Annotated in this window: 17 protein-coding genes; 5 read left to right on the top strand and 12 right to left on the bottom strand. The window is 61.1% G+C overall.

Going from position 1 to position 18,358, the window contains the following annotated elements; all coding sequences use genetic code 11:
• The first annotated feature begins 115 nt into the window (after positions 1 to 115).
• Positions 116 to 634 (top strand): transporter suffix domain-containing protein, encoded by a 519-nt coding sequence (locus tag ACA069_RS16760; RefSeq protein WP_497614436.1) that lies wholly within the window; start codon positions 116 to 118, stop codon positions 632 to 634.
• Positions 635 to 887: 253 nt separating this feature from the next.
• Positions 888 to 1,673 (top strand): DeoR/GlpR family DNA-binding transcription regulator, encoded by a 786-nt coding sequence (locus ACA069_RS16755; protein WP_497614434.1) that lies wholly within the window; start codon positions 888 to 890, stop codon positions 1,671 to 1,673.
• A gap of 103 nt (positions 1,674 to 1,776) precedes the next feature.
• Here ACA069_RS16755 and ACA069_RS16750 read toward each other — a convergent pair whose 3' ends face one another.
• The 6 genes from ACA069_RS16750 to ACA069_RS16725 all read right to left on the bottom strand — a co-directional run bounded on the left by ACA069_RS16750 (position 1,777) and on the right by ACA069_RS16725 (position 9,397).
• Positions 1,777 to 3,060, bottom strand: coding sequence for an NAD(P)/FAD-dependent oxidoreductase (locus ACA069_RS16750; protein ID WP_401269423.1), 1,284 nt, complete (start codon positions 3,058 to 3,060; stop codon positions 1,777 to 1,779).
• A 59-nt stretch (positions 3,061 to 3,119) separates the two neighbouring features.
• On the bottom strand, positions 3,120 to 4,484 hold the full coding sequence (locus ACA069_RS16745) for a glutamine synthetase family protein (protein WP_187680516.1): 1,365 nt from the start codon (positions 4,482 to 4,484) through the stop codon (positions 3,120 to 3,122).
• Between the two features lie 539 nt (positions 4,485 to 5,023).
• Positions 5,024 to 6,367, bottom strand: a complete 1,344-nt coding sequence (chrA, locus tag ACA069_RS16740) for a chromate efflux transporter (protein WP_497614432.1) — start codon at positions 6,365 to 6,367, stop codon at positions 5,024 to 5,026.
• A 92-nt stretch (positions 6,368 to 6,459) separates the two neighbouring features.
• A complete protein-coding gene (locus ACA069_RS16735) occupies positions 6,460 to 7,359 on the bottom strand; it encodes a bestrophin family protein (protein ID WP_497614430.1) in 900 nt (299 codons plus the stop codon).
• A 35-nt stretch (positions 7,360 to 7,394) separates the two neighbouring features.
• On the bottom strand, positions 7,395 to 8,393 hold the full coding sequence (gene moaA, locus ACA069_RS16730) for a GTP 3',8-cyclase MoaA (protein WP_497614428.1): 999 nt from the start codon (positions 8,391 to 8,393) through the stop codon (positions 7,395 to 7,397).
• Positions 8,394 to 8,545: 152 nt separating this feature from the next.
• Complete coding sequence (locus tag ACA069_RS16725; protein ID WP_489881259.1) at positions 8,546 to 9,397, bottom strand: CAP domain-containing protein; 852 nt, start codon at positions 9,395 to 9,397, stop codon at positions 8,546 to 8,548.
• A 199-nt stretch (positions 9,398 to 9,596) separates the two neighbouring features.
• Between ACA069_RS16725 and ACA069_RS16720 the strand changes: the two genes are divergently transcribed.
• A complete protein-coding gene (locus ACA069_RS16720) occupies positions 9,597 to 10,217 on the top strand; it encodes a cell wall hydrolase (RefSeq protein WP_497614426.1) in 621 nt (206 codons plus the stop codon).
• Here the strand turns inward: ACA069_RS16720 and ACA069_RS16715 are convergent.
• Positions 10,214 to 11,101 (bottom strand): LysR family transcriptional regulator, encoded by an 888-nt coding sequence (locus tag ACA069_RS16715; protein WP_497614424.1) that lies wholly within the window; start codon positions 11,099 to 11,101, stop codon positions 10,214 to 10,216. The genes ACA069_RS16720 and ACA069_RS16715 overlap by 4 nt on opposite strands.
• A gap of 103 nt (positions 11,102 to 11,204) precedes the next feature.
• Between ACA069_RS16715 and ACA069_RS16710 the strand changes: the two genes are divergently transcribed.
• The gene (locus ACA069_RS16710) at positions 11,205 to 12,617 is read left to right on the top strand and encodes an MFS transporter (protein WP_497614422.1); all 1,413 of its coding nucleotides are present in this window, start codon (positions 11,205 to 11,207) and stop codon (positions 12,615 to 12,617) included.
• 119 nt (positions 12,618 to 12,736) lie between these two features.
• Here the strand turns inward: ACA069_RS16710 and ACA069_RS16705 are convergent, their stop codons facing one another.
• The 4 genes from ACA069_RS16705 to ACA069_RS16690 all read right to left on the bottom strand — a co-directional run bounded on the left by ACA069_RS16705 (position 12,737) and on the right by ACA069_RS16690 (position 16,037).
• Positions 12,737 to 14,143, bottom strand: coding sequence for a heavy metal sensor histidine kinase (locus ACA069_RS16705; protein ID WP_497614420.1), 1,407 nt, complete (start codon positions 14,141 to 14,143; stop codon positions 12,737 to 12,739).
• The gene (locus tag ACA069_RS16700; RefSeq protein ID WP_187680525.1) at positions 14,140 to 14,811 is read right to left on the bottom strand and encodes a heavy metal response regulator transcription factor; all 672 of its coding nucleotides are present in this window, start codon (positions 14,809 to 14,811) and stop codon (positions 14,140 to 14,142) included. The genes ACA069_RS16705 and ACA069_RS16700 overlap by 4 nt, the downstream gene beginning before the upstream one ends.
• 12 nt (positions 14,812 to 14,823) lie before the next feature.
• The gene (locus ACA069_RS16695; protein ID WP_401269444.1) at positions 14,824 to 15,081 is read right to left on the bottom strand and encodes a DUF2790 domain-containing protein; all 258 of its coding nucleotides are present in this window, start codon (positions 15,079 to 15,081) and stop codon (positions 14,824 to 14,826) included.
• A 242-nt stretch (positions 15,082 to 15,323) separates the two neighbouring features.
• Positions 15,324 to 16,037, bottom strand: coding sequence for a murein L,D-transpeptidase catalytic domain family protein (locus tag ACA069_RS16690; RefSeq protein ID WP_497614418.1), 714 nt, complete (start codon positions 16,035 to 16,037; stop codon positions 15,324 to 15,326).
• 152 nt (positions 16,038 to 16,189) lie between these two features.
• Between ACA069_RS16690 and ACA069_RS16685 the strand changes: the two genes are divergently transcribed.
• Positions 16,190 to 17,806, top strand: coding sequence for a L,D-transpeptidase family protein (locus tag ACA069_RS16685; RefSeq protein WP_497614416.1), 1,617 nt, complete (start codon positions 16,190 to 16,192; stop codon positions 17,804 to 17,806).
• 3 nt (positions 17,807 to 17,809) lie between these two features.
• Here the strand turns inward: ACA069_RS16685 and ACA069_RS16680 are convergent, their stop codons facing one another.
• On the bottom strand, positions 17,810 to 18,325 hold the full coding sequence (locus ACA069_RS16680; protein ID WP_187680529.1) for an HvfX family Cu-binding RiPP maturation protein: 516 nt from the start codon (positions 18,323 to 18,325) through the stop codon (positions 17,810 to 17,812).
• Positions 18,326 to 18,358: the final 33 nt, after the last annotated feature.

Genomic DNA, 18,358 nt, shown 5'->3' with positions numbered 1-18,358 from the left:
GTGTGTCCCCAATCGCCAATATCACTGGAGCATAGACCGCGAATTGCAGGTTGTTCGGGCGAATCTGCTGCTACGCTTTTCAGGCACGGCATCCCGCCAAAACAGGTACGAAACCATGGACACTGCCCAAGATCCGGTAACGCCGACCACCACCGCCAACTGGCGCTTCAAGGTCGGTGTGGCGATCATCTGCCTGATGCTCGGTTCGTGGCTGATGGTGCCACTGGCCGCCGCCCTCGATGTGCCCGGCTCGAAAGTGGCGGCGCTGACCGGTGTGCTGTTTATCAGTAACAAAGTGCTGTTGCTGCTGGTGATCGCGGTGATGGGCAAGGCCGGATTCGCCGAACTCAAGCGCAAGATCGGCGGTTATGTCTCGGGGATGATTCCGACACCGGTCGACGAGGTCGGGCCGCTGCGGCACAGGATCGGCGTGGTGATGTTTTGCCTGCCGTTGCTTGTCTCGTTTCTGGAACCGTATTTCGATAACTTCTGGCCGGGGTTGCGGCCCAATCTGTGGCAGCTGCAATTGCTTGGGGATCTGATGTTCGTTGGCAGTTTCTTTGTGCTGGGCGGCAATTTCTGGGAGAAGGCCCATGCGCTGTTTGTGCGTAAGGCGCGGGTGGTATCGGCCTGACGCCTCAGGCGTGGCCCAAAGCGATCGCGAACGACACGACGATCATGCAAGCAAACGCGAAATTGAGATTCATAAGGTGGTCATCCTGAGCCTGTTGAGAGTGGGGATATTCTGAACAGGCTGAATGCAAAGGAAAAATTCGGCTTTGTGATTCCAATGATCGAAACAATTGATATCCGCCGATTTGTGTTTACCCGAGGCTTTCGCTAGTCTCGGTGAAAACCTGCAACTACAAGCATAAACAGGCAGATCCATGCACGATCATTCGGTCACCGAACTTCCCTCCCTGCGCCGGCAGAAAATCCTCCTGATCCTCGAACGTGACGGCAAGGTCATGGCCTCCGAGTTGAGCCAGCATTTCGCCGTGTCCGAGGACACCATCCGCCGCGACCTCGCCGAGCTGGATAACGCCGGCCTGGTGCAGCGGGTACACGGCGGCGCGTTGCCGAGGCCGAAAGACACCGGCAAGGATTACTTCACCCGCATCAGTGAGACCGACGAGGTGAAAACCCGCCTGGCGCAACTCGCTGCCGGGAGGGTGAAGGATGGCCAGATCGTGCTGTTCGATTCCGGCACTACCACGTTGCAGATCGCGCGTTCGTTGCCGGCGGATATCAAGATCACAGCGGTGACCACCTCGCCGATGACCGCCATCACCCTCGCCGAATACAAGGGCATCAAGGTAATCCTGGCGGGCGGGCAGTTGAACCTGGCGACGATGTCGGTCAGCGGCCACGAGACCGTGCGCCTGCTGCAAAGCATCAAGGCTGATCTGCTGTTTACCGGGGTGTGTGCGATTCATCCGGAGGTGGGGTTGAGTTCGCTGTATTTCGATGAGGTTCCGGTGAAGCAGGCATTGTTCGAGAGCGCCGCGCAGGTGATCGCGGTGACCACGGCGGACAAGTTGGGCGCGGTGGAGCCGTTTGTGGTGGCGCCGTGCATGCGGGTGCATACGTTGATTACCGAGCGGCACCTGGCGTCGGGGAGTGTCGAGGATTACCGGCGATTGGGGATCGAGGTGGAGCAGTTGCCGGATTGAGGTTTGTAGTGAGGCTGCCGGCCTCTTCGCGAGCAGGCTCGCTCCCACATTGGAATGCATTTCAAATGTGGGAGCGAGCCTGCTCGCGAAAGGGCCAGTGCAATCAACGCAACTTTTCGAGCATCTGGTAGTACCACATCCCCGCCGCCAGTAACGGATTGCCCAGCAAATCCCCCATCGGCACGCGAATGTGCTGGCACGCCGCAAACGTATCGAACTGCTCCATCTGCCCGGTGATCGCCCGACTCATGATTTCGCCCATGATGTGGGTCGAGGCGATGCCGTGCCCGGAGTAACCCTGGCAGTACCAGACATTGTCCGAAAGCTTGCCCAGTTGCGGGATGCGGTTGATCACGATGCCCATCGCGCAGCTCCACTGGTAGTCGATCTGCACGCCTTTGAGCGCCGGGAAAGTCTGCTCGATGCACGGGCGCAGTTCGGCGGCGATGTCGCGCGAGTCCTTGCCGCTGTAGTTGGCGCCGCCGCCGAACAACAAGCGGCCGTCGGCGGTGAGGCGGTAGTAATCGAGGACGAAACGGCAGTCGTACACCGCCAGATCTTCAGGGTTGATCTGCCGCGCCAGATCGCCGAGCGGGGCCGTGGTGACGATGCCGCCCATGGCCGGAAAAATCTTGCCCTTGAGCTGGCCTGGTTCGAGTTTGTGATAGACGTCGCCGGCGAGCATCACTTGATTGGCGTCGATCTGGCCGTGGGCGGTTCTGACCCCAGGCGTATCGCCGTGAATGATCTCCAGCACTTCGCTGTTTTCGAAGATCAGCGCACCCAGACTTTCCGCCGCTCGCGCTTCGCCGATGCACAGATTGAGCGGGTGCAGGTGCATGTTGCGGGTGTTCTTGATCGCGCCGTGGTAGAGGTCACTTTGCAGCAGGTCGCGTACTTGGCTGCGGTCGAGCAGGCTGACTTCATCACCCAGTCCGCGTCGCACGGCTTCTTCGTAATCGCTGCGCAGATCGGTCATGTGGCTGGGTTTGTAGGCGGCGTGCAGGTGACCGTGTTTGAGGTCACAGGCGATGCCGTATTTCTCTACGCGCTGTTTGATGATCTCGTGCCCGCGCCAGCGCAGATGCCAGATGAAATCGTCGACCTCATCACCCAGTTTCGGGCGCATCTGTTTGCGCATCGCGCCATCGCCAGAGAGGCTGCCGGTGACCTGGCCGCCATTGCGCCCGGTGGCACCCCAGCCGATTTTGTTGCTCTCGACGATGGCGACTTTCAGGCCTTTTTCGGCGAGTTCGACAGCGGTGGCGACGCCGGTGAAACCGCCGCCGATGATCACCACATCGACCTTGTGCCGGCCTTGCAGGGTCGGGTAGTCGGTGTCCTGGTTGAGGGTGGCGGTGTAGTAGGAATTGCAGCGATTGGTCATGTCAGTGTCCACACAAAATTCGAGTTCGGTACGCGGTCCCACAGGGGAGATGTGAATATTCAGGCTTCAGTCAGATACCAGCGCCAATCCTGCTCACCCACTTCAGCCATGAACTGCCGGTACTCAGCGCGCTTCACCGCCAGATAAACCCCAAGAAACTCCTGCCCCAACGCATCCCGTGCCCAACTTGAATTTTCCAGCGCCTGCAGCGAAGTCAGCCAATCGGTTGGCAGTAATTCCTTCGCTTGCGCATAGCCGTTGCCCTCGACCGGTGCGCCCGGATCAAGGTTTTCGCGAATGCCGCGATGAATGCCGGCAAGGATCGCCGCTGCCGCCAGATACGGGTTGGCGTCGGCGCCGCAGATACGGTGTTCGATGTGTCGGGTGTTGGCCGGGCCGCCGGGCACGCGCAGGCTGACGGTGCGGTTGTCGACACCCCAGGTCGGCGCCAGTGGCGCATAGCTGTTGGCCTGAAAACGGCGATAAGAGTTGGCATTCGGGCAGAACAGCAGCAGCGAATCGAGCAAGGACGCGAGCATCCCGCCAATCGCCGTGCGCAGCAGCGGGGTACCGGCCGGGTCTTCGGAGGCGAACAGGTTGCGGCCTTCGGCATCGGCGAGGCTGACGTGCATGTGCATGCCGGTGCCGGCCAGATCATCGAACGGCTTGGCCATGAATGTCGCTTGCATGCCGTGCTTGTGCGCCACGGCTTTGACCAGGCGCTTGTAGCGCACCGCTTGATCCATCGCCTCCAGCGCATCGCCATGTTCGAGGGTGATTTCTACCTGACCCGGCGCGTATTCCGAGATCGCCGTGCGCGCCGGAATGCCATGCAGTTTGCAGGCGCCGTAAAGGTCGGCGAGGAACGGTTCGATCTGCTCCAGTTCACGCAAACCGTAGACCTGGGTGTGTCGCGGTCGACCGCCGTCAGCATCCAGCGCCGGTTGCGGGCGGCCGTTGTGATCGCGTTTGGCGTCGAGCAGATAGAACTCCAGTTCGCAGGCCATCACCGGGTAATAACCCTCGGCTTTGAGCGCGTCGACCACCTTGATCAACAGGTGGCGCGGGTCGGCGATGCTCGCCGGCATGCCCTCGGTGGGATGCATGCTGACCTGCACCGCAGCGGTCGGAATCTGCCGCCACGGCAGGCGCACCAGACTGCCTTCCAATGGATAGGCGCGGCAGTCGATATCGCCGACATCCCAGACCAGACCGGAGTTTTCGACGTCTTCACCCTGCACGGTCAGGCCGAGAATAGTGCTGGGCAGCGGGCGGCCGCTTTCATACACGGCGAGCAGTTCTTCACGGTGCAACAGCTTGCCGCGCGGTACGCCGTTGGCATCGAGGATGAACAGTTCGATCATGTCGATATCGGGGTTCTGTTCAAGGAACAGGCGTGCGTCTTCAATGGCTGCGAATTTCATAATCAATCACTCACGGTGGCGCCGCGAAGGCGCGCAGATTCGGGCCGGACGCGATGGATGGCGTCCTGGCAGGGATTTCAAAAAGGTCTTCAGTCAGTCAGACGCGACGATGAACCTGTGGCGAGGGGATTTATCCCCGATGGGGCGCGAAGCGGCCCCCAAAAGGCGTGACTGCTACGCAGTCCATCGGGGATAAATCCCCTCGCCACAGGCCATCATCCAGTTTGTGTTGTTGACTGACGGTAATCAGGAAATCAGCAGGCGATATCCGGCGGGCGTGCGGAGTGACGCAGCTTGGAACGGCGCAGGGCCATGGGGAGATTGACGATGCGATTCATGCGCGGCCTCTTTGACAGAGGGCGCACACAGCGGAGACGTTCAACGATTTTGGTTGTTGTAGTGACGTACTCATGACGCGTGTTTCCGTTGGCGGAAAACGTCGGTGGCGGGACTGACCCGCCGACCGGTGTGCCCGGATAGTAAGGGGCATTCCTCGGGCGTGTAAACGATTGATTGCGCATCGGCGATGCGACGGATGTTTAGCGCAGCAGGTGAAAGCCCAGCCCGACAAGGGCGCAAACGATCAACACTTCAATCACACCACGCTTGAAAACGAACAGCGCCAATGCCGCCATGACTGCCAGCGCTATCGAAAAAACATCCGGTTGCCCGGCGAAACCGCTCGGCCAGAACACGTGATACGCGAAAAAACACGCGAGGTTGAGAATCACCCCGACCACTGCCGCCGTGATCGCGGTCAGCGGCGCAGTGAACTTCAGTTCATTGTGAGTCGATTCCACCAACGGCCCGCCGGCGAGAATGAACAGAAACGAAGGCAGAAAGGTGAACCACGTCACCAGCGTCGCTGCCATTGCGCCAGCGGCGAACGAATGTTCCGCGCCGAATACCGGTTGCACATAACCGCCGATGAAGCCAACAAACGCCACCACCATGATCAACGGCCCCGGCGTGGTTTCGCCAAGCGCCAGGCCGTCGATCATCTGCGTCGGCGTCAACCAGCCGTAATGCCCCACCGCGCCCTGATAGACGTAGGGCAACACCGCATAGGCCCCTCCAAAGGTCAGTAATGCGGCTTTGGTGAAGAACCAGCCCATCTGCGTGAAGGTGCCGTCCCAGCCGAACAACGCCGTCAGCAAGGCCATGGGCAAACACCACAGCGCCGCGCCGACCAATGTCAGCCGCGAGAGCCGCGACAGACTGAATCGAGCGTGTTCGGGCGTCGGGGTGTCGTCATCAATCAACGCCGGGCCAAAGGATTTTTCACTGCTGCGCTGGCCGCCGTTATCGAATCGCTGCGGCGCCAGACGCCCGCCGAGATAACCGATCAACGCGGCGCCGAGCACGATCAGCGGGAACGGCACATTGAACGCAAAAATCGCCACGAACGAGGCCCCGGCAATCGCCCAGAGCCAGCCATTTTTCAAGGCTCGCGAGCCGATGCGATGGGCCGCGTGCAGCACAATCGCCGTCACCGCCGGTTTGATCCCGTAAAACACCCCGGCCACCGCCGGCACGTCACCGTAGGCGATGTACAGCCATGACAGCGCAATCAGGATAAACAGCGACGGCAGCACAAACAGCACGCCCGCAATCACGCCGCCCCAGGTGCGATGCAACAACCAGCCGATGTAGGTCGCCAGTTGTTGAGCCTCGGGGCCGGGCAGCAACATGCAGTAGTTGAGGGCGTGGAGAAAACGTCGTTCGGAGATCCAGCGGCGGCGTTCGACCAACTCCTGATGCATGATCGCGATTTGCCCGGCGGGGCCGCCGAAACCGATACAGCCGAGCTTGAGCCAGAAGCGCCAGGCCTGACGCAGGGTGACGGGATCGGGGCGGGGAAGATCCTGCGGCGGTGTACTCAAGTGCGGCTCCTGAGTCGAATTCTGGCGGAGCGGCTATCTAATCAGGCTTTTGTTAAATCCAATAGTGCTCAGACAAGGCTGTGACTGGCCGATCAACTCAGGACGTAATCGACGGGCGTCAACGCCGGTGGCAGTTGCGCAACACCCAGTTCAGCCAGAATGTCGCGCTCGATCGTGCGGACCAGGGCATCGGTTGGCAGGTCGTTTTCATCGCGGCCGAATGGGTCTTCCAACTCATCGGCTATCGCATCCAGACCGAAAAAGGTGTAGCTGACAATCGCGGTGAACAGCGGCGTCAGCCAGCCCAGTGGCTCGGCCATGGCGAACGGTAACAGGATGCAGAACAGGTAAATCGTGCGGTGCAGCAGCAAGGTATAGGGGAAGGGCAGCGGCGTGTTCTTGATCCGCTCGCACACGGCTTGAGCTTGCGTGAGGCTGGTCAGGTGATTGGCCAGCAGCATGTAGCGCCATTCGCTTAATGCGCCGGCCTGTTGCAGATCGGAGCATTGTTCGCCGATCCGGTGCAGGATCTGTGCGCTGTAGTCGGGCACCTGAGCGTCGGGTTTCGGGTCGACCCACGCGCCGCTGGCCGCCGCCTCGTCTTCACGCCGCAGTCGCGCGTTGAGGGAGTGGGCGAAGCCGCACAGATTGAGCAGCAGCGGCCGGCGTTGCTCCGATTCGCGGATGATGTGGGTTTCGCGAATGATCGAGCGGATATGCACGATCACTTCGCCCCAGGCCTTGCGCGCTTCGTACCAGCGGTCATAGCAGGCGTTGTTACGAAAACTCATGAAGATCGACAGCGACAAGCCCAGCAGCGTGAAGGGCGTGGCGTTGACCTTGGTGAAGCTGCTGGGATGGAGGATTTCCACCAGCACAATCGCCGACGCCAGCAGGGTGACCATCAGGGTGCGCAAGGCGATTCGCTTGGCAATCGAACCCTTGAGGGTAAAAAGGATGGCGAACTGACTGACCTTGGGTCTGATGATCATGCTGGGTGATCCCGATTACGCGTGGACGTGACGCATCAACCGCCGGTCATGTTCATGAATCGCACGATTTGTACGTCATCGTTCACTTCAAAGTTGTGCCTGTAGGGCTTGAGCTTCATCGCTTCGATGATCGCTTTCTCCAGACGTTCCGGTTGCCCGGGATGGGCGCGTAGCACGGCTTTCAAGTCCAGCGAATGCTCGTTACCTAGACACAGTAGCAAACGCCCCTCCACCGTCAGCCTCACCCGGTTACAGGTAGCGCAGAAGTTGTGGCTGTGCGGAGAAATAAAACCCAGGCGAATCTGCGGGGCTTCGGCCAGCCGCCAGTAGCGCGACGGGCCTTGGGTCGATTCGGCGGAGTCGATCAGGGTGTAGCGTTCGGCGATCCGTTCGCGCACTTGTGCGCTAGAGAAAAACGATTCGGCGCGGCTGTGTTCGTCAATCACGCCCAGCGGCATTTCTTCAATGAAAGAAATGTCCAGCTCACGGTCGATGGCGAAGCTCACCAGATCATTGATCTCTTGATCATTTCGGCCCTGCATCACCACGCAGTTGAGTTTGGTGCGAGTGAAACCGGCCTTGCGCGCGGCATTGATACCCTCGATGACCTGTGCCAGATCGCCGGTGCGGGTCATCTGTTTGAAGCGCTCAGGGCAGAGGCTGTCGAGGCTGATGTTGAGGCGTTTAACGCCGGCGTCGAACAGCGGTGCGGCGAGTTTGCCCAGTTGTGAGCCGTTGGTGGTCAGGCACAATTCGCGCAGGCCGGGCAGGGCGGCGATCTGCTCGCACAGTTGCACCACGCCGGGACGGATCAGCGGTTCGCCGCCAGTGAGACGGATCTTGCGCGTGCCCAGTGCGACGAAGCTTTGTGCCAATTGGTAGATTTCCTCCAGCGTCAGCACTTGCTGGCGCGGCAGAAACTGCATGTCTTCAGCCATGCAATACACACAGCGAAAGTCGCAACGGTCGGTCACCGACATGCGCAGGTAGTCGACGCGGCGATTGAAGCCATCGATCAAGACGCGCTCTGACATGACAGCCTCGCTGTGGGGAAAACCGCTAACCGCGGATCTGGACGGCGCAGGGTATGGGCAATGTCGAACAGCGTCCAATCACTCTTAATGACCGGGTGATTGATGCCGTCGATGATCAGCAGAACACCACAAAAAGACTGTGGGCTTGGGATTTACTGCGCCCCAAACATCGCCGTCCAGTAAATCCCTGCATCGCTCCTCGGGTCGGTCGCATAAGCGGCGCCGAGTTCCTTGTACTGCGGGTTCATCAGGTTGGCGCAGTGGCCGGGGCTGGCGAGCCAGCCGTCGACGACTTTGCCCACAGTGTCCTGGCCGGCGGCGATGTTTTCGCCGACCAGTTGACCGCTGTAGCCGGCCAGTTCGGCGCGGTCACCGGGGGTGCGGCCGTCGCGGTCCTTGTGGTCGAGGTAGTTTTTGTTGGCCATGTCGCGGCTGTGATCCTGGGAGACCGTGCCCAGCGTCGCGTTCCAGGCCAGCGGTGCGGCAGCGGCGAAGGCCTGGCCGCCGCACTGGCGTGGCTGGCTGCGTGCGGCGTTGAGCTGCTCAAGCAGTTTTTGCCCTTCACCCTGCGCATCGCCAAGTTTGGCCGACAACAATGGCCGCGCCAGCACAACGCGCCAATCGCGATCAGCGCGGCTGACACCGACATCGACGAACTGCGGATCGAGCACCACCTGACAGAAACTTTCTTGAATCGCCTGCATCGCCGACGCCGCATCGCGCGGGCCGTTGAGGGTGATCGCCTGTACGTTGACCATCGGGTAACTGGCGCTGGCCATGGCTTGCTGCAAATTGACAGCCCCACTGGCCGGTAGCCGCAGTCGCGGATCGGCCGACAGCGGTGGCAGTTCGCTGGATGCCTGAGCACCGCAACGTTGCGGTTCGCTGCGGTACTTGTTGATCGATTCGATCAGTTGCGACTCGTCGCTGGCCATGGTCGAGGCGGCAAAGGCCAGGCCGGCGGACAACGCGGCAAAGCGCAAAACGGATGGCATGAAGCGCATGGAGATCTCCCTTGAGCTGAATGCGCCCATGATGCGCGAAACGCCCCCGGTGGGTGCAATGTCTTTTTCTTGATTCGGCGGATTTTTCAGCGGAACGTTGCCCGCGATTTTGCCGTCTACACTCAGCCAAGACCCCGGGATGCGGGCGTCTCCCCTGCGTAACACCTTGCCCGACTCGGGCCCTGCCGGAAGAGCTGACATGGCATTGAAATGGTTGATTGGATGCGTTGCGTTAACCCTGTTGGCCGGCACTGCCATGGCCACCGATCAAACGCCGATCAAGGCAAAAGCCGAAGAGAAAGCCCAGGTGCTGGAAGAGAAAGCAGCGGACAAAGTCAGCGCGGCACCGGCGCCCAAATCCGAAGCCATCACCCCGACCGAAGTGCAAGCGGTGGACCCGGCCGGCGCCGCACCGCTGGATGATCCGATCACGTGCCTGGCGCGCAGTATCTACTGGGAAGCCAAAGGCAGGGACACCCCGGAGATGGAAGCCGTGGCCAGCGTGGTAATGAATCGCCTCGGCCATGAAGGTTTTCCCGACACCGTTTGCGCCGTGGTCAAGCAAGGCTCGGAAACCAAAAGCTGCCAGTTTTCCTGGTGGTGTGACGGGCGTCCGGATCAGGTCAAGGAGGATGCCGAATACGCGCTGGCCAAGGAAATCGCCGGCAAGGCGTTGAACCGTCAGCTCAAGGATCGCACCAACGGCGCGTTGTATTTCCATGATCGCAACGTGCATCCGAGTTGGGCCAAGGAATACCGGAAAACCGCCGAGACGAAAAAATTCCTGTTCTACAAACCCGCTGGCGGTGACGCGCGTTAGGCACAGACTTCCCGCACGCAGTTGCGCAACCAGCGATGCGCCGGGTCGGCATCCATGCGCGGATGCCAGAGCATGGACACGCTGATGGGCGGCATCTCGAAGGGCAGGGCGAAACTGTGCAGGCCGGTGCGCAGTTTGCTGGTGTGACGTTCCGGCACGGTGGCAATCAGGTCTGATTCACGAACCAGTGTGAGTGCCGCTGAAAATCCGCCGAATGAAGTGACAATGTCCCGCGTCAGGCCCAAGGCGAGTAACGCTTCATCGACCGGGCCGCTGCTGCGTCCGCGTCGTGAAATGAGAATGTGCTCTCCACCGGCAAAGCGCTTGGCGCTGATCTTGCCCGAACCCAATGGATGCCCCTCACGGACCACCCCGATCCAGTGATCTTCAAAGAGGATGCGGCTGTGCAGCGTCGGGTCGGTGCTGTCGTCGACCACACCAGTCTCCAGATCCACCCGGCCTTCGCGCAGCGGCGTGCTGTCCTTGTCGGCTTTCTGCACAAAGCGCAGGCGCACGCCGGGCGCTTCTTGCGCGATGCGGGCGAGCAGGGCAGCGGCGAAGGTTTCGACAAAACCGTCGGTGTTGCGCAGGGTGAACGTGCGCTGCAACTGGCCGGGATCAAGCACTTCGGCGGGACGCAAGACCGCCTCGGCGTCCTGCACCAGATGACTGACCCGCTCGCGCAACTCCAGCGCGCGCGGGGTCGGCACCAGCCCACGACCGGCGCGCACCAGCAACGGATCGCCGGTGGTTTCGCGCAGACGGGCCAGAGCACGGCTCATGGCCGACGGGCTCAGGCGCAGACATTTGGCGGCGCGGGCGACACTGCCTTCACGCAGCAGCACGTCGAGGGTGATCAACAGGTTCAGATCCGGTGCAGTCATGATATGGCGTTCTGTGCAGGTATTAAGTGCAAAGCATGCGTCTTGCGCCTTGTATTGTCGAGGCTCAGGCTACGACACATTAACTTTGCACAGTGAATGCGCCATGCCTCGACCACCCCTGAACACCACAGCCCGCTGGGCCCTGACCAGTCTGGCGCTGTCGATGTTGATGCCGTCGCTGGACACCAGCATTGCCAACGCCGGGTTGCCGATTCTGGCGGCGGCGTTTGAGGCGACGTTTCCACAGGTGCAGTGGATCGTTCTGGCTTACTTGCTGGCGATCACCACGTTGATTGTCAGTGTCGGGCGTTTAGGGGATGGCTTCGGGCGGCGGCGATTGCTGTTGATCGGCATCGGCATTTTTACTGCCGCGTCGTTGGCCTGCGCGCTGGCCCCGGGGCTGGGCTGGCTGATCGGCGCACGGGCGGTGCAAGGCCTTGGCGCGGCGATCATGTTCGCCTTGACGGTGGCGCTGGTGGCCGATGCGGTGCCCAAGTCCCGGGCGGGCAGTGCGATGGGATTGTTGGCGACCATGTCGGCCACCGGCACCAGCCTCGGCCCGTCGCTGGGCGGGTTGTTGATGACGCATGCCGGCTGGCATTCGATTTTTCTGCTCAACGTGCCGTTGGGCTTGCTCAATGCGTGGCTGGTGTATCGCTATCTGCCGGCGGATCGGCCAGTCCGGGTGCGTATTGCGTTTGATTATTTCGGCACCGGGTTATTGATGCTGACGCTGGCGGCCTATGCGCTGGCGATGACCCTTGACGGATTCACCCCGGCGTTGCTGCTGATCAGCCTGTGCGGCGCGGGATTGTTCATTGCGGTCGAGATGAAGACCAAGGCACCGCTGATTCGCTTGTCACTGTTCGCCGACCTGCGGCTGAGTGGCAGTCTGGCGCTGACGCTGCTGGTGACGACGGTCATGATGACCACGCTGGTGGTTGGCCCGTTTTACCTGAGCCGAGGGTTGGGCCTGACCAGCACGGTGGTCGGATTGGTGTTGTCGGTCGGGCCTTTGTTGGCGGCATTCGGCGGCGTACCAGCCGGGCGCTTGGTGGATCGCTTCGGCGCGCGGAGAGTGGTGCCCGGCGCGTTGCTCGCAATGGCCTGCGGTTGCAGCCTGTTAGCGCTGTTGCCGATGAGTTTCGGCCTGCCTGTGTACCTGCTGCCGATGACGGTGATCGCCGCTGGTTATGCGTTGTTCCAGGCAGCCAACAATACCGGTTTGATGGCCGGGGTCAGCCAGGATCAGCGCGGCGTGGTGTCGGCACTGCTCGGGTTGGCGCGCAATCTGGGCTTGATCACCGGAGCGGCGGCGATGGGCGCGGTGTTTGCCGTGGCCACTGGCGATCCGACCCAAGCCCCTGCTGCCGTTATTGCCACTGGGTTGCACATCACCTTCGGCGTCGCCACGGCCCTGATGGTCACGGCCCTGATCATCAGCCGAGCGCAGATCAACTGTAGGAGCGAGCCTGCTCGCGACAGCGGCGGCACAGTCAAAATCTCACCTGACTGACCCACCACCACTTTCTGTAGGAGCTGCGGCACGCTGCGATCTTTTGATTGCAAAGATCAGGATCAAAAGATCGCAGCCTCGTTTCACTCGACAGCTCCTACAGGGACTTGTGGTGGATGTCAGCCCCGGGATTCGCGAGCGGGGAAAAACAGTTCGAAGCACGTCTCGCCATCGACGCTGCTCACAGCATAGCGACCGTGATGCAACTGCATGATCGTCGCGACGATCGACAGGCCCAGCCCATTCGATTGCGCAGAGCGCTCGCGCGACGGGTCGACGCGGTAGAAACGTTCGAACAGTCGCGCCAGATGTTCCGGCGCAATCGTTACGCCCCGGTTGCGCACCCGCAGATAACTGCCGTCTGCCTCGGCAAACGCCTCGACCTGTACCGTCGAATCCGCCGCGCCGTACTTGATCGCATTGGCGCACAGGTTGGCCAGTGCCCGGCGCAGCAACATCGGCTCGGCCCAGATCACGCCGCTGCCTCGCGCCTCGATGCACACACCGACATCCGCCGCCAAGCCTTCAAAGTAATCGGCGATGCGTTGCATCTCATCGCTGGCGTCCAGCTCCTGACGTTGATTCAAGGCACTGGCCGGGTCGGTGCGCGCCAGAAACAGCATGTTGTCGAGCATGCGCGTCAGCCGCTCAAGCTCCTCGACATTGGAGGCGAGCAACTGCTGATACGCCTCGACGCTGCGGTTCTGATGCAGCGCGACCTGAGTCTCGCCGAGCAGGTTATTGATCGGTGTGCGCAGTTCATGGGCCATGTCGGTGGACACCTGGCTCAACTGCGCAAAGCCCTTGGCGAGGCGGTCGAGCATGGCGTTGAACGCCTCGATCATCGGCTGCAACTCTCGCGGTGCGCCATGGCTGCCGAGACGCTCACCGAGGTTGCCGACGCCGATACCGTGGGCGTGGTTGGCCAAGCGCCGCAACGGTAACAGTCCGCGATACACCAGCAGACAGCCAATCACCGCCAACATCAGCGCCGCCAGCGACGCGAAGCCATAAACACTCAAACGATAATTGGCGAGCATCGCCGTGCGCTCGCTCATCAGGCGCCCGGACTGTACTTGCAGATTGCCCAGATCGCCGGAATCGATGCTTGCCGCCACGGCCGAAAACGGCACACCGTTGACGTCGGGCAGATGCTGCACATCGTTCAGCGACAGCGGCCGGTCAATCGGCACCGCCGGCAAATTTGGCGTGGCCAGGTTACCGGGGTTGACCACCAACAGCGGCGGCTGGCCCGGCGCGCCGATGGTCAGCAGCGCTTCGTGGTTGCCGAGCATGTTCTGGAACAGCGCCGGTTTGTTCTTGATCAGCTCAAGGGTGTTGCTGTCGTTGAGGAAATTGCGCAACTGATCAACGCGACTGACCAGCGCCGTGTCGTCGCGCCGGATGAGTTGTTCTTCAAGCTCGCTGTACAGCGCCGCGCCGAGCCCGGCCAGTGAGGCAAAGGCGAGCAGGGCGAACACCAGTGCCAGGCGCAGGGTCAGGGAATACGGGCGGTTGGCGCTCATGGCTGAGTATCGAAGCGGTAGCCGATCCCGCGCACGCTGTGGATCAGCTTGAGCTGGAACGGGTCGTCAATCTTCGCCCGCAAGCGGCGCACGGCGACGTCGACCACGTTGGTATCACTGTCGAAATTCATGTCCCACACCCGTGAAGCGATCAGGGAGCGCGCGAGCACTTGCCCGGTGTGGCTGGCGAACAGTTGCAGCAGGGCGAACTCCTTGTTGGTCAAGGTGATCCGCACCCCGGCGCGGGTCACGCGGCGCTTGAGCACGTCTATCTGCAGATCGGCCACTTGCAGTTGTTCGTCTTCATGAATCGGCCCGCGTCGGGTCAGGGTGCGCAGGCGCGCCACCAGTTCGGCGAAGGAAAACGGCTTGATCAGGTAATCGTCGGCGCCCAGTTCCAGGCCCTTGACCCGGTCGGCAATGTCATCGCGGGCGGTGAGGAAGAGCACCGGCGTGTCGGCTTCCTTGCGCAGCCGGCGCAGGACTTCCCAGCCATCCATTTTCGGCATCATCACATCCAGCACGATCACGTCGAAGCTGTGCTCCAGCGCCAGATGCAGTCCGTCGGCGCCATCCCGGGCCAGGCTTACGCTGTAGCCCAGTTCCTGCAAACCGTTGAGCAGATAATTGCCGGCCTTGGGTTCGTCTTCGACAACCAGAATATTCATGGGCGATCAGTCTCAATGGTCGTTGGTGCAGCCGGTGCCTTGTACTTGATAGTCCAGCACATGTTCACGGCCCTGATGATCGAGGTAGTTCAGTTGCGCCGGAATCACGCCGCAGGCCTGTGAAATATCGGTGCTGGACAGGACTTTGTCGACATCCAGGTGCACGAAGAAGCCGGTTTTGTCATGAATCACGGCGGTGGCAGGCGTATCGGCGGCGAATACTGAACCGGTGGCGAGGAGGGCGGAGAAGGCGAGGATCAGGGTTTTCATGATGAGTCACTCAGTGGCTGAAGTTGATCGGCATTGGCGCCGGGACAACTTCAGGCTACCGAGCGATCCGCACGGCAAACCGACAACTGAATGACAAAGTTGTAATGAAACGAATTGCACAACGTCACCCCTGTAGGAGCTGCCGAAGGCTCGGGCCGCGATCGGACGATCTTTTGATTTTTTCAAAAAAAACAGATCAATAGATCGCAGCCTTCGGCAGCTCCTACAGGGTTTTGCGGTGTTTAGCTGGCGTGAGTACTCAAAATGCTCGCCACCTGCTGCGGCTGGCAATTGAGGTACGGCGACTTTTTCAGCCAGCGCTGATCCGGGTACCACGAAAACATGAACTGGCCGTCCTTGAGTTTGTCGATCACCTGCTTGGCAATCTGCGGCCGAACCGCCGGGCAACCCTGACTGCGGCCGATGCGACCCTGACGTTTGCTCCACAACGGATTCACATAGTCGGCGGCGTGGATGACGATGGCGCGGTCGCGGGCCATGTCGTTGAAGCCCGGTTCCAGGCCGTCCATGCGCAGCGAATAACCGTGAGTGCCACTGTAGCTTTCCTGAGTGCGGAACAGGCCGAGGCTGGACTGATAACTGCCTTCGACATTGGAAAACTGCGTGGCGAAGTTTTCCCCGGAATTGGAGCCGTGGGCGACCAGATCGCGCAGCACCAGTTTTTTCCGGTTGAGGTCGAAAATCCACAGTCGGCGCTCAGTGGACGGTTGCGAATAATCGATGATTGCCAGGTGGCGGGAAGGTTTGGCGCCGTTGTTGACCGCACATTGCATGGCGCTCAAGGCACCTTTCAGCGCTTGGGCATTGAGTTCTGGCGCGGCGTGCGCGAGGCTGGTGAACAAAACCGGCGATGGTTTGCCGGCGGCGAAAGCTGGGCTGGTCACGGCGACAAGGGGCACGGTGCTCAGCAGAAGTCGGCGCAAAAACGTCAACATTTATAAAGTGTCCTCAGCTTGCTACTTATTTGGCACTTTGGCTCCTGACGTCCAGTCGTAACCTGCAGGCCGGAAGATTCGAGCCTGACTGTTCAGCGCACCTGATGTAAGGTTGGCCATCATCTGGATGGCCATGGATTGGAGTAAAGCAGTTGTTCAAAAAGTACGCATGCTACTTGAGCATTTGTTTGCTCGCTGCGCCGTTTGTCGCTTGTGCCGATGAGCCGCTGCCACCCTTGCAGACGCTGCCGACGCCACCGGCCGAAATGCCGGTCGAGCCGCAAAGCCCTTTGCAGGCCGTGATGATCGGTCTGCGACAGTCATGCCCGGCGATTGCAACGCAGCTCAATGGCCCGGCGCTGGAACAGTTGAAAGGCTTCTACCAACAGCAGGACTGGATGCCGGTGTGGGCCAGTGAGTCGGGACGATTGCAGGCGTTACAGGGGCAATTGCAGTTGTTGGCCGACGATGGCCTCAGCCCAAAACGCTATCCGGTCGCCACCACTGCACCGCAGGACGGCGAGTTGTGCGCTGACATCGACATCAGCCGCTATTACCTGCAAGCGCTGCAGGATCTGCATTACGGCCGTCTGCTGCAATCGCACTTCGAACCGCTGTGGCACGCCGACGAAGCGCCGCGTGACCGTCAGGCGGAATTACTCGCCATCGCCGTACCGGGCATGCATGACATTCCGGCGGCGTTCGATCTCGCCCGGCCGCGTCTGGCGCAATACCTGAATCTGCGTCAGCTCTACGCCGCGCGAAGGATCACAGCCTTGCCGCAATGGCAGTCGGTCGGCAACGGCCCGCTGCTGCGCCCGTCCATGGAAGACAAACGCGTGCCGGAACTGGCGCTGCGTCTGCACAGCGAAGGCTATCTGACCGATTACATCGCCACGCCCGGCAATGCCTACGAAGGCGTGTTGGTGGAGGCGGTGAAAAGCTTCCAGGCCAACCATTCGTTGCAGGCTGACGGCGTGGTCGGGCCGGGCACGATTGCCGAACTGAACATAAGCCCGCTGACCCGCCGCGACCAACTGCGGGTCAACCTCGAACGTTTCCGTTGGATGGCCCAGGACATGGAGCCTGATGGGCTGCTGGTCAACGTCGCTGCGGCCGAGCTGATGCTGTATCAGGGCGGCCAGCCAGTCTGGCAGACACGCACCCAGGTTGGCCGTGCCGAGCGCCAGACACCGTTAATCAAATCCCGCGTCACGCGTCTGACCCTGAACCCGACCTGGACGGTGCCGCCGACCATCTGGAAGGAAGACAAACTGCCGGAGATTCGCAAGGACCAGACCTTCCTCAGCCGCCAGAACCTGCAAGTGCTCGATGCCAACGGCCAGCCGCTGGCCGCTGCGGACATCGACTGGGACAATCCTGGCAATATTCTCCTGCGTCAGGACGCCGGGCCGCGCAATCCGTTGGGGCAGATGGTCATTCGCTTCCCCAATCCGTTCTCGGTGTACCTGCATGACACGCCGAGCAAGGCGCTGTTCGACAAGGGGCCGCGGGCATTCAGCTCCGGTTGTGTGCGGGTCGAGCACCCGATGCAACTGCGCGATCTGCTGCTCACACCGGCGGAAAAGGCCCGCACCGAGACCTTGCTCGCCACCGGCACCACCCACGAGTTCCGCTTGTCGGCGCCGGTGCCGATCCTGATGACCTACTGGACCGCGCAAGTCGACAACGCCGGCCACGTGCGCTACGCGCCGGACATCTACAGCCGTGACAACGCGTTGTTGGTTGGGCTGGATCGCGCACATTGAGTCTCAGCGGGTGCTTCGCTTCCAGAACACCCGCGCCAGCCAGGCATCGACACTCAACTTGCCGGCCCCGGCGAAGACCAGCGGCACCAAAGCGGCCAGGTAAATCGCCGGCAGCTTGAAGTTGCCGAAGCCCTTGTTGGTGATCGCATAACCCTGCGCCAGCTCGCTCAACGACGACCAGTCGGCGGGCCAATGCACGGCGGCGGTGGCCACGACAGTCACCACAATCAGCGCGATGGCCGAAATTCGTGTGCCGAAGCCAATCAGAATCGCCAAGGCACAAATCAGCTCGGCCCACATCGACAGTTCCCAGTTCAGCGTCGCCGGCAGGTGGTCGAAGGGAAACGGGAAGCGCTCCTGAATGTCTTCGAACCAGTTCTGGCCGTTGAACTTCTCCAGCCCCGACTCGAAAAATTCCCAGGCGATAAACAGGCGCAAAGTCAGCGGCGCGAGCCAGGTGCCGGCGCGGTCGAGGTTCAGGTGCAGGCCTTTGAGGGCGGAGGAAAGGGTCGAGGTCATGGCAGTTCTCCGGTGGATTCTGGAAGTTGAATC

Source organism: Pseudomonas sp. LBUM1652, from assembly GCF_059716105.1.
Note: the sequence above shows the minus strand (reverse complement) of the source record. Positions and strands in the feature narration are given on the sequence as shown.

What these genes read in the sequence shown, in the direction of transcription:
- ACA069_RS16710 (WP_497614422.1), top strand. Translation starts at nt 11,205, where the DNA reads ATGCCTCGACCACCCCTGAACACCACAGCCCGCTGGGCCCTGACCAGT.
- moaA (WP_497614428.1), bottom strand. Translation starts at nt 8,393, where the DNA reads ATGTCAGAGCGCGTCTTGATCGATGGCTTCAATCGCCGCGTCGACTAC.
- ACA069_RS16745 (WP_187680516.1), bottom strand. Translation starts at nt 4,484, where the DNA reads ATGAAATTCGCAGCCATTGAAGACGCACGCCTGTTCCTTGAACAGAAC.
- ACA069_RS16680 (WP_187680529.1), bottom strand. Translation starts at nt 18,325, where the DNA reads ATGACCTCGACCCTTTCCTCCGCCCTCAAAGGCCTGCACCTGAACCTC.
- ACA069_RS16755 (WP_497614434.1), top strand. Translation starts at nt 888, where the DNA reads ATGCACGATCATTCGGTCACCGAACTTCCCTCCCTGCGCCGGCAGAAA.
- ACA069_RS16760 (WP_497614436.1), top strand. Translation starts at nt 116, where the DNA reads ATGGACACTGCCCAAGATCCGGTAACGCCGACCACCACCGCCAACTGG.
- ACA069_RS16725 (WP_489881259.1), bottom strand. Translation starts at nt 9,397, where the DNA reads ATGCGCTTCATGCCATCCGTTTTGCGCTTTGCCGCGTTGTCCGCCGGC.
- ACA069_RS16735 (WP_497614430.1), bottom strand. Translation starts at nt 7,359, where the DNA reads ATGATCATCAGACCCAAGGTCAGTCAGTTCGCCATCCTTTTTACCCTC.
- ACA069_RS16695 (WP_401269444.1), bottom strand. Translation starts at nt 15,081, where the DNA reads ATGAAAACCCTGATCCTCGCCTTCTCCGCCCTCCTCGCCACCGGTTCA.
- ACA069_RS16750 (WP_401269423.1), bottom strand. Translation starts at nt 3,060, where the DNA reads ATGACCAATCGCTGCAATTCCTACTACACCGCCACCCTCAACCAGGAC.
- ACA069_RS16705 (WP_497614420.1), bottom strand. Translation starts at nt 14,143, where the DNA reads ATGAGCGCCAACCGCCCGTATTCCCTGACCCTGCGCCTGGCACTGGTG.
- ACA069_RS16690 (WP_497614418.1), bottom strand. Translation starts at nt 16,037, where the DNA reads ATGTTGACGTTTTTGCGCCGACTTCTGCTGAGCACCGTGCCCCTTGTC.
- ACA069_RS16720 (WP_497614426.1), top strand. Translation starts at nt 9,597, where the DNA reads ATGGCATTGAAATGGTTGATTGGATGCGTTGCGTTAACCCTGTTGGCC.
- ACA069_RS16715 (WP_497614424.1), bottom strand. Translation starts at nt 11,101, where the DNA reads ATGACTGCACCGGATCTGAACCTGTTGATCACCCTCGACGTGCTGCTG.
- ACA069_RS16700 (WP_187680525.1), bottom strand. Translation starts at nt 14,811, where the DNA reads ATGAATATTCTGGTTGTCGAAGACGAACCCAAGGCCGGCAATTATCTG.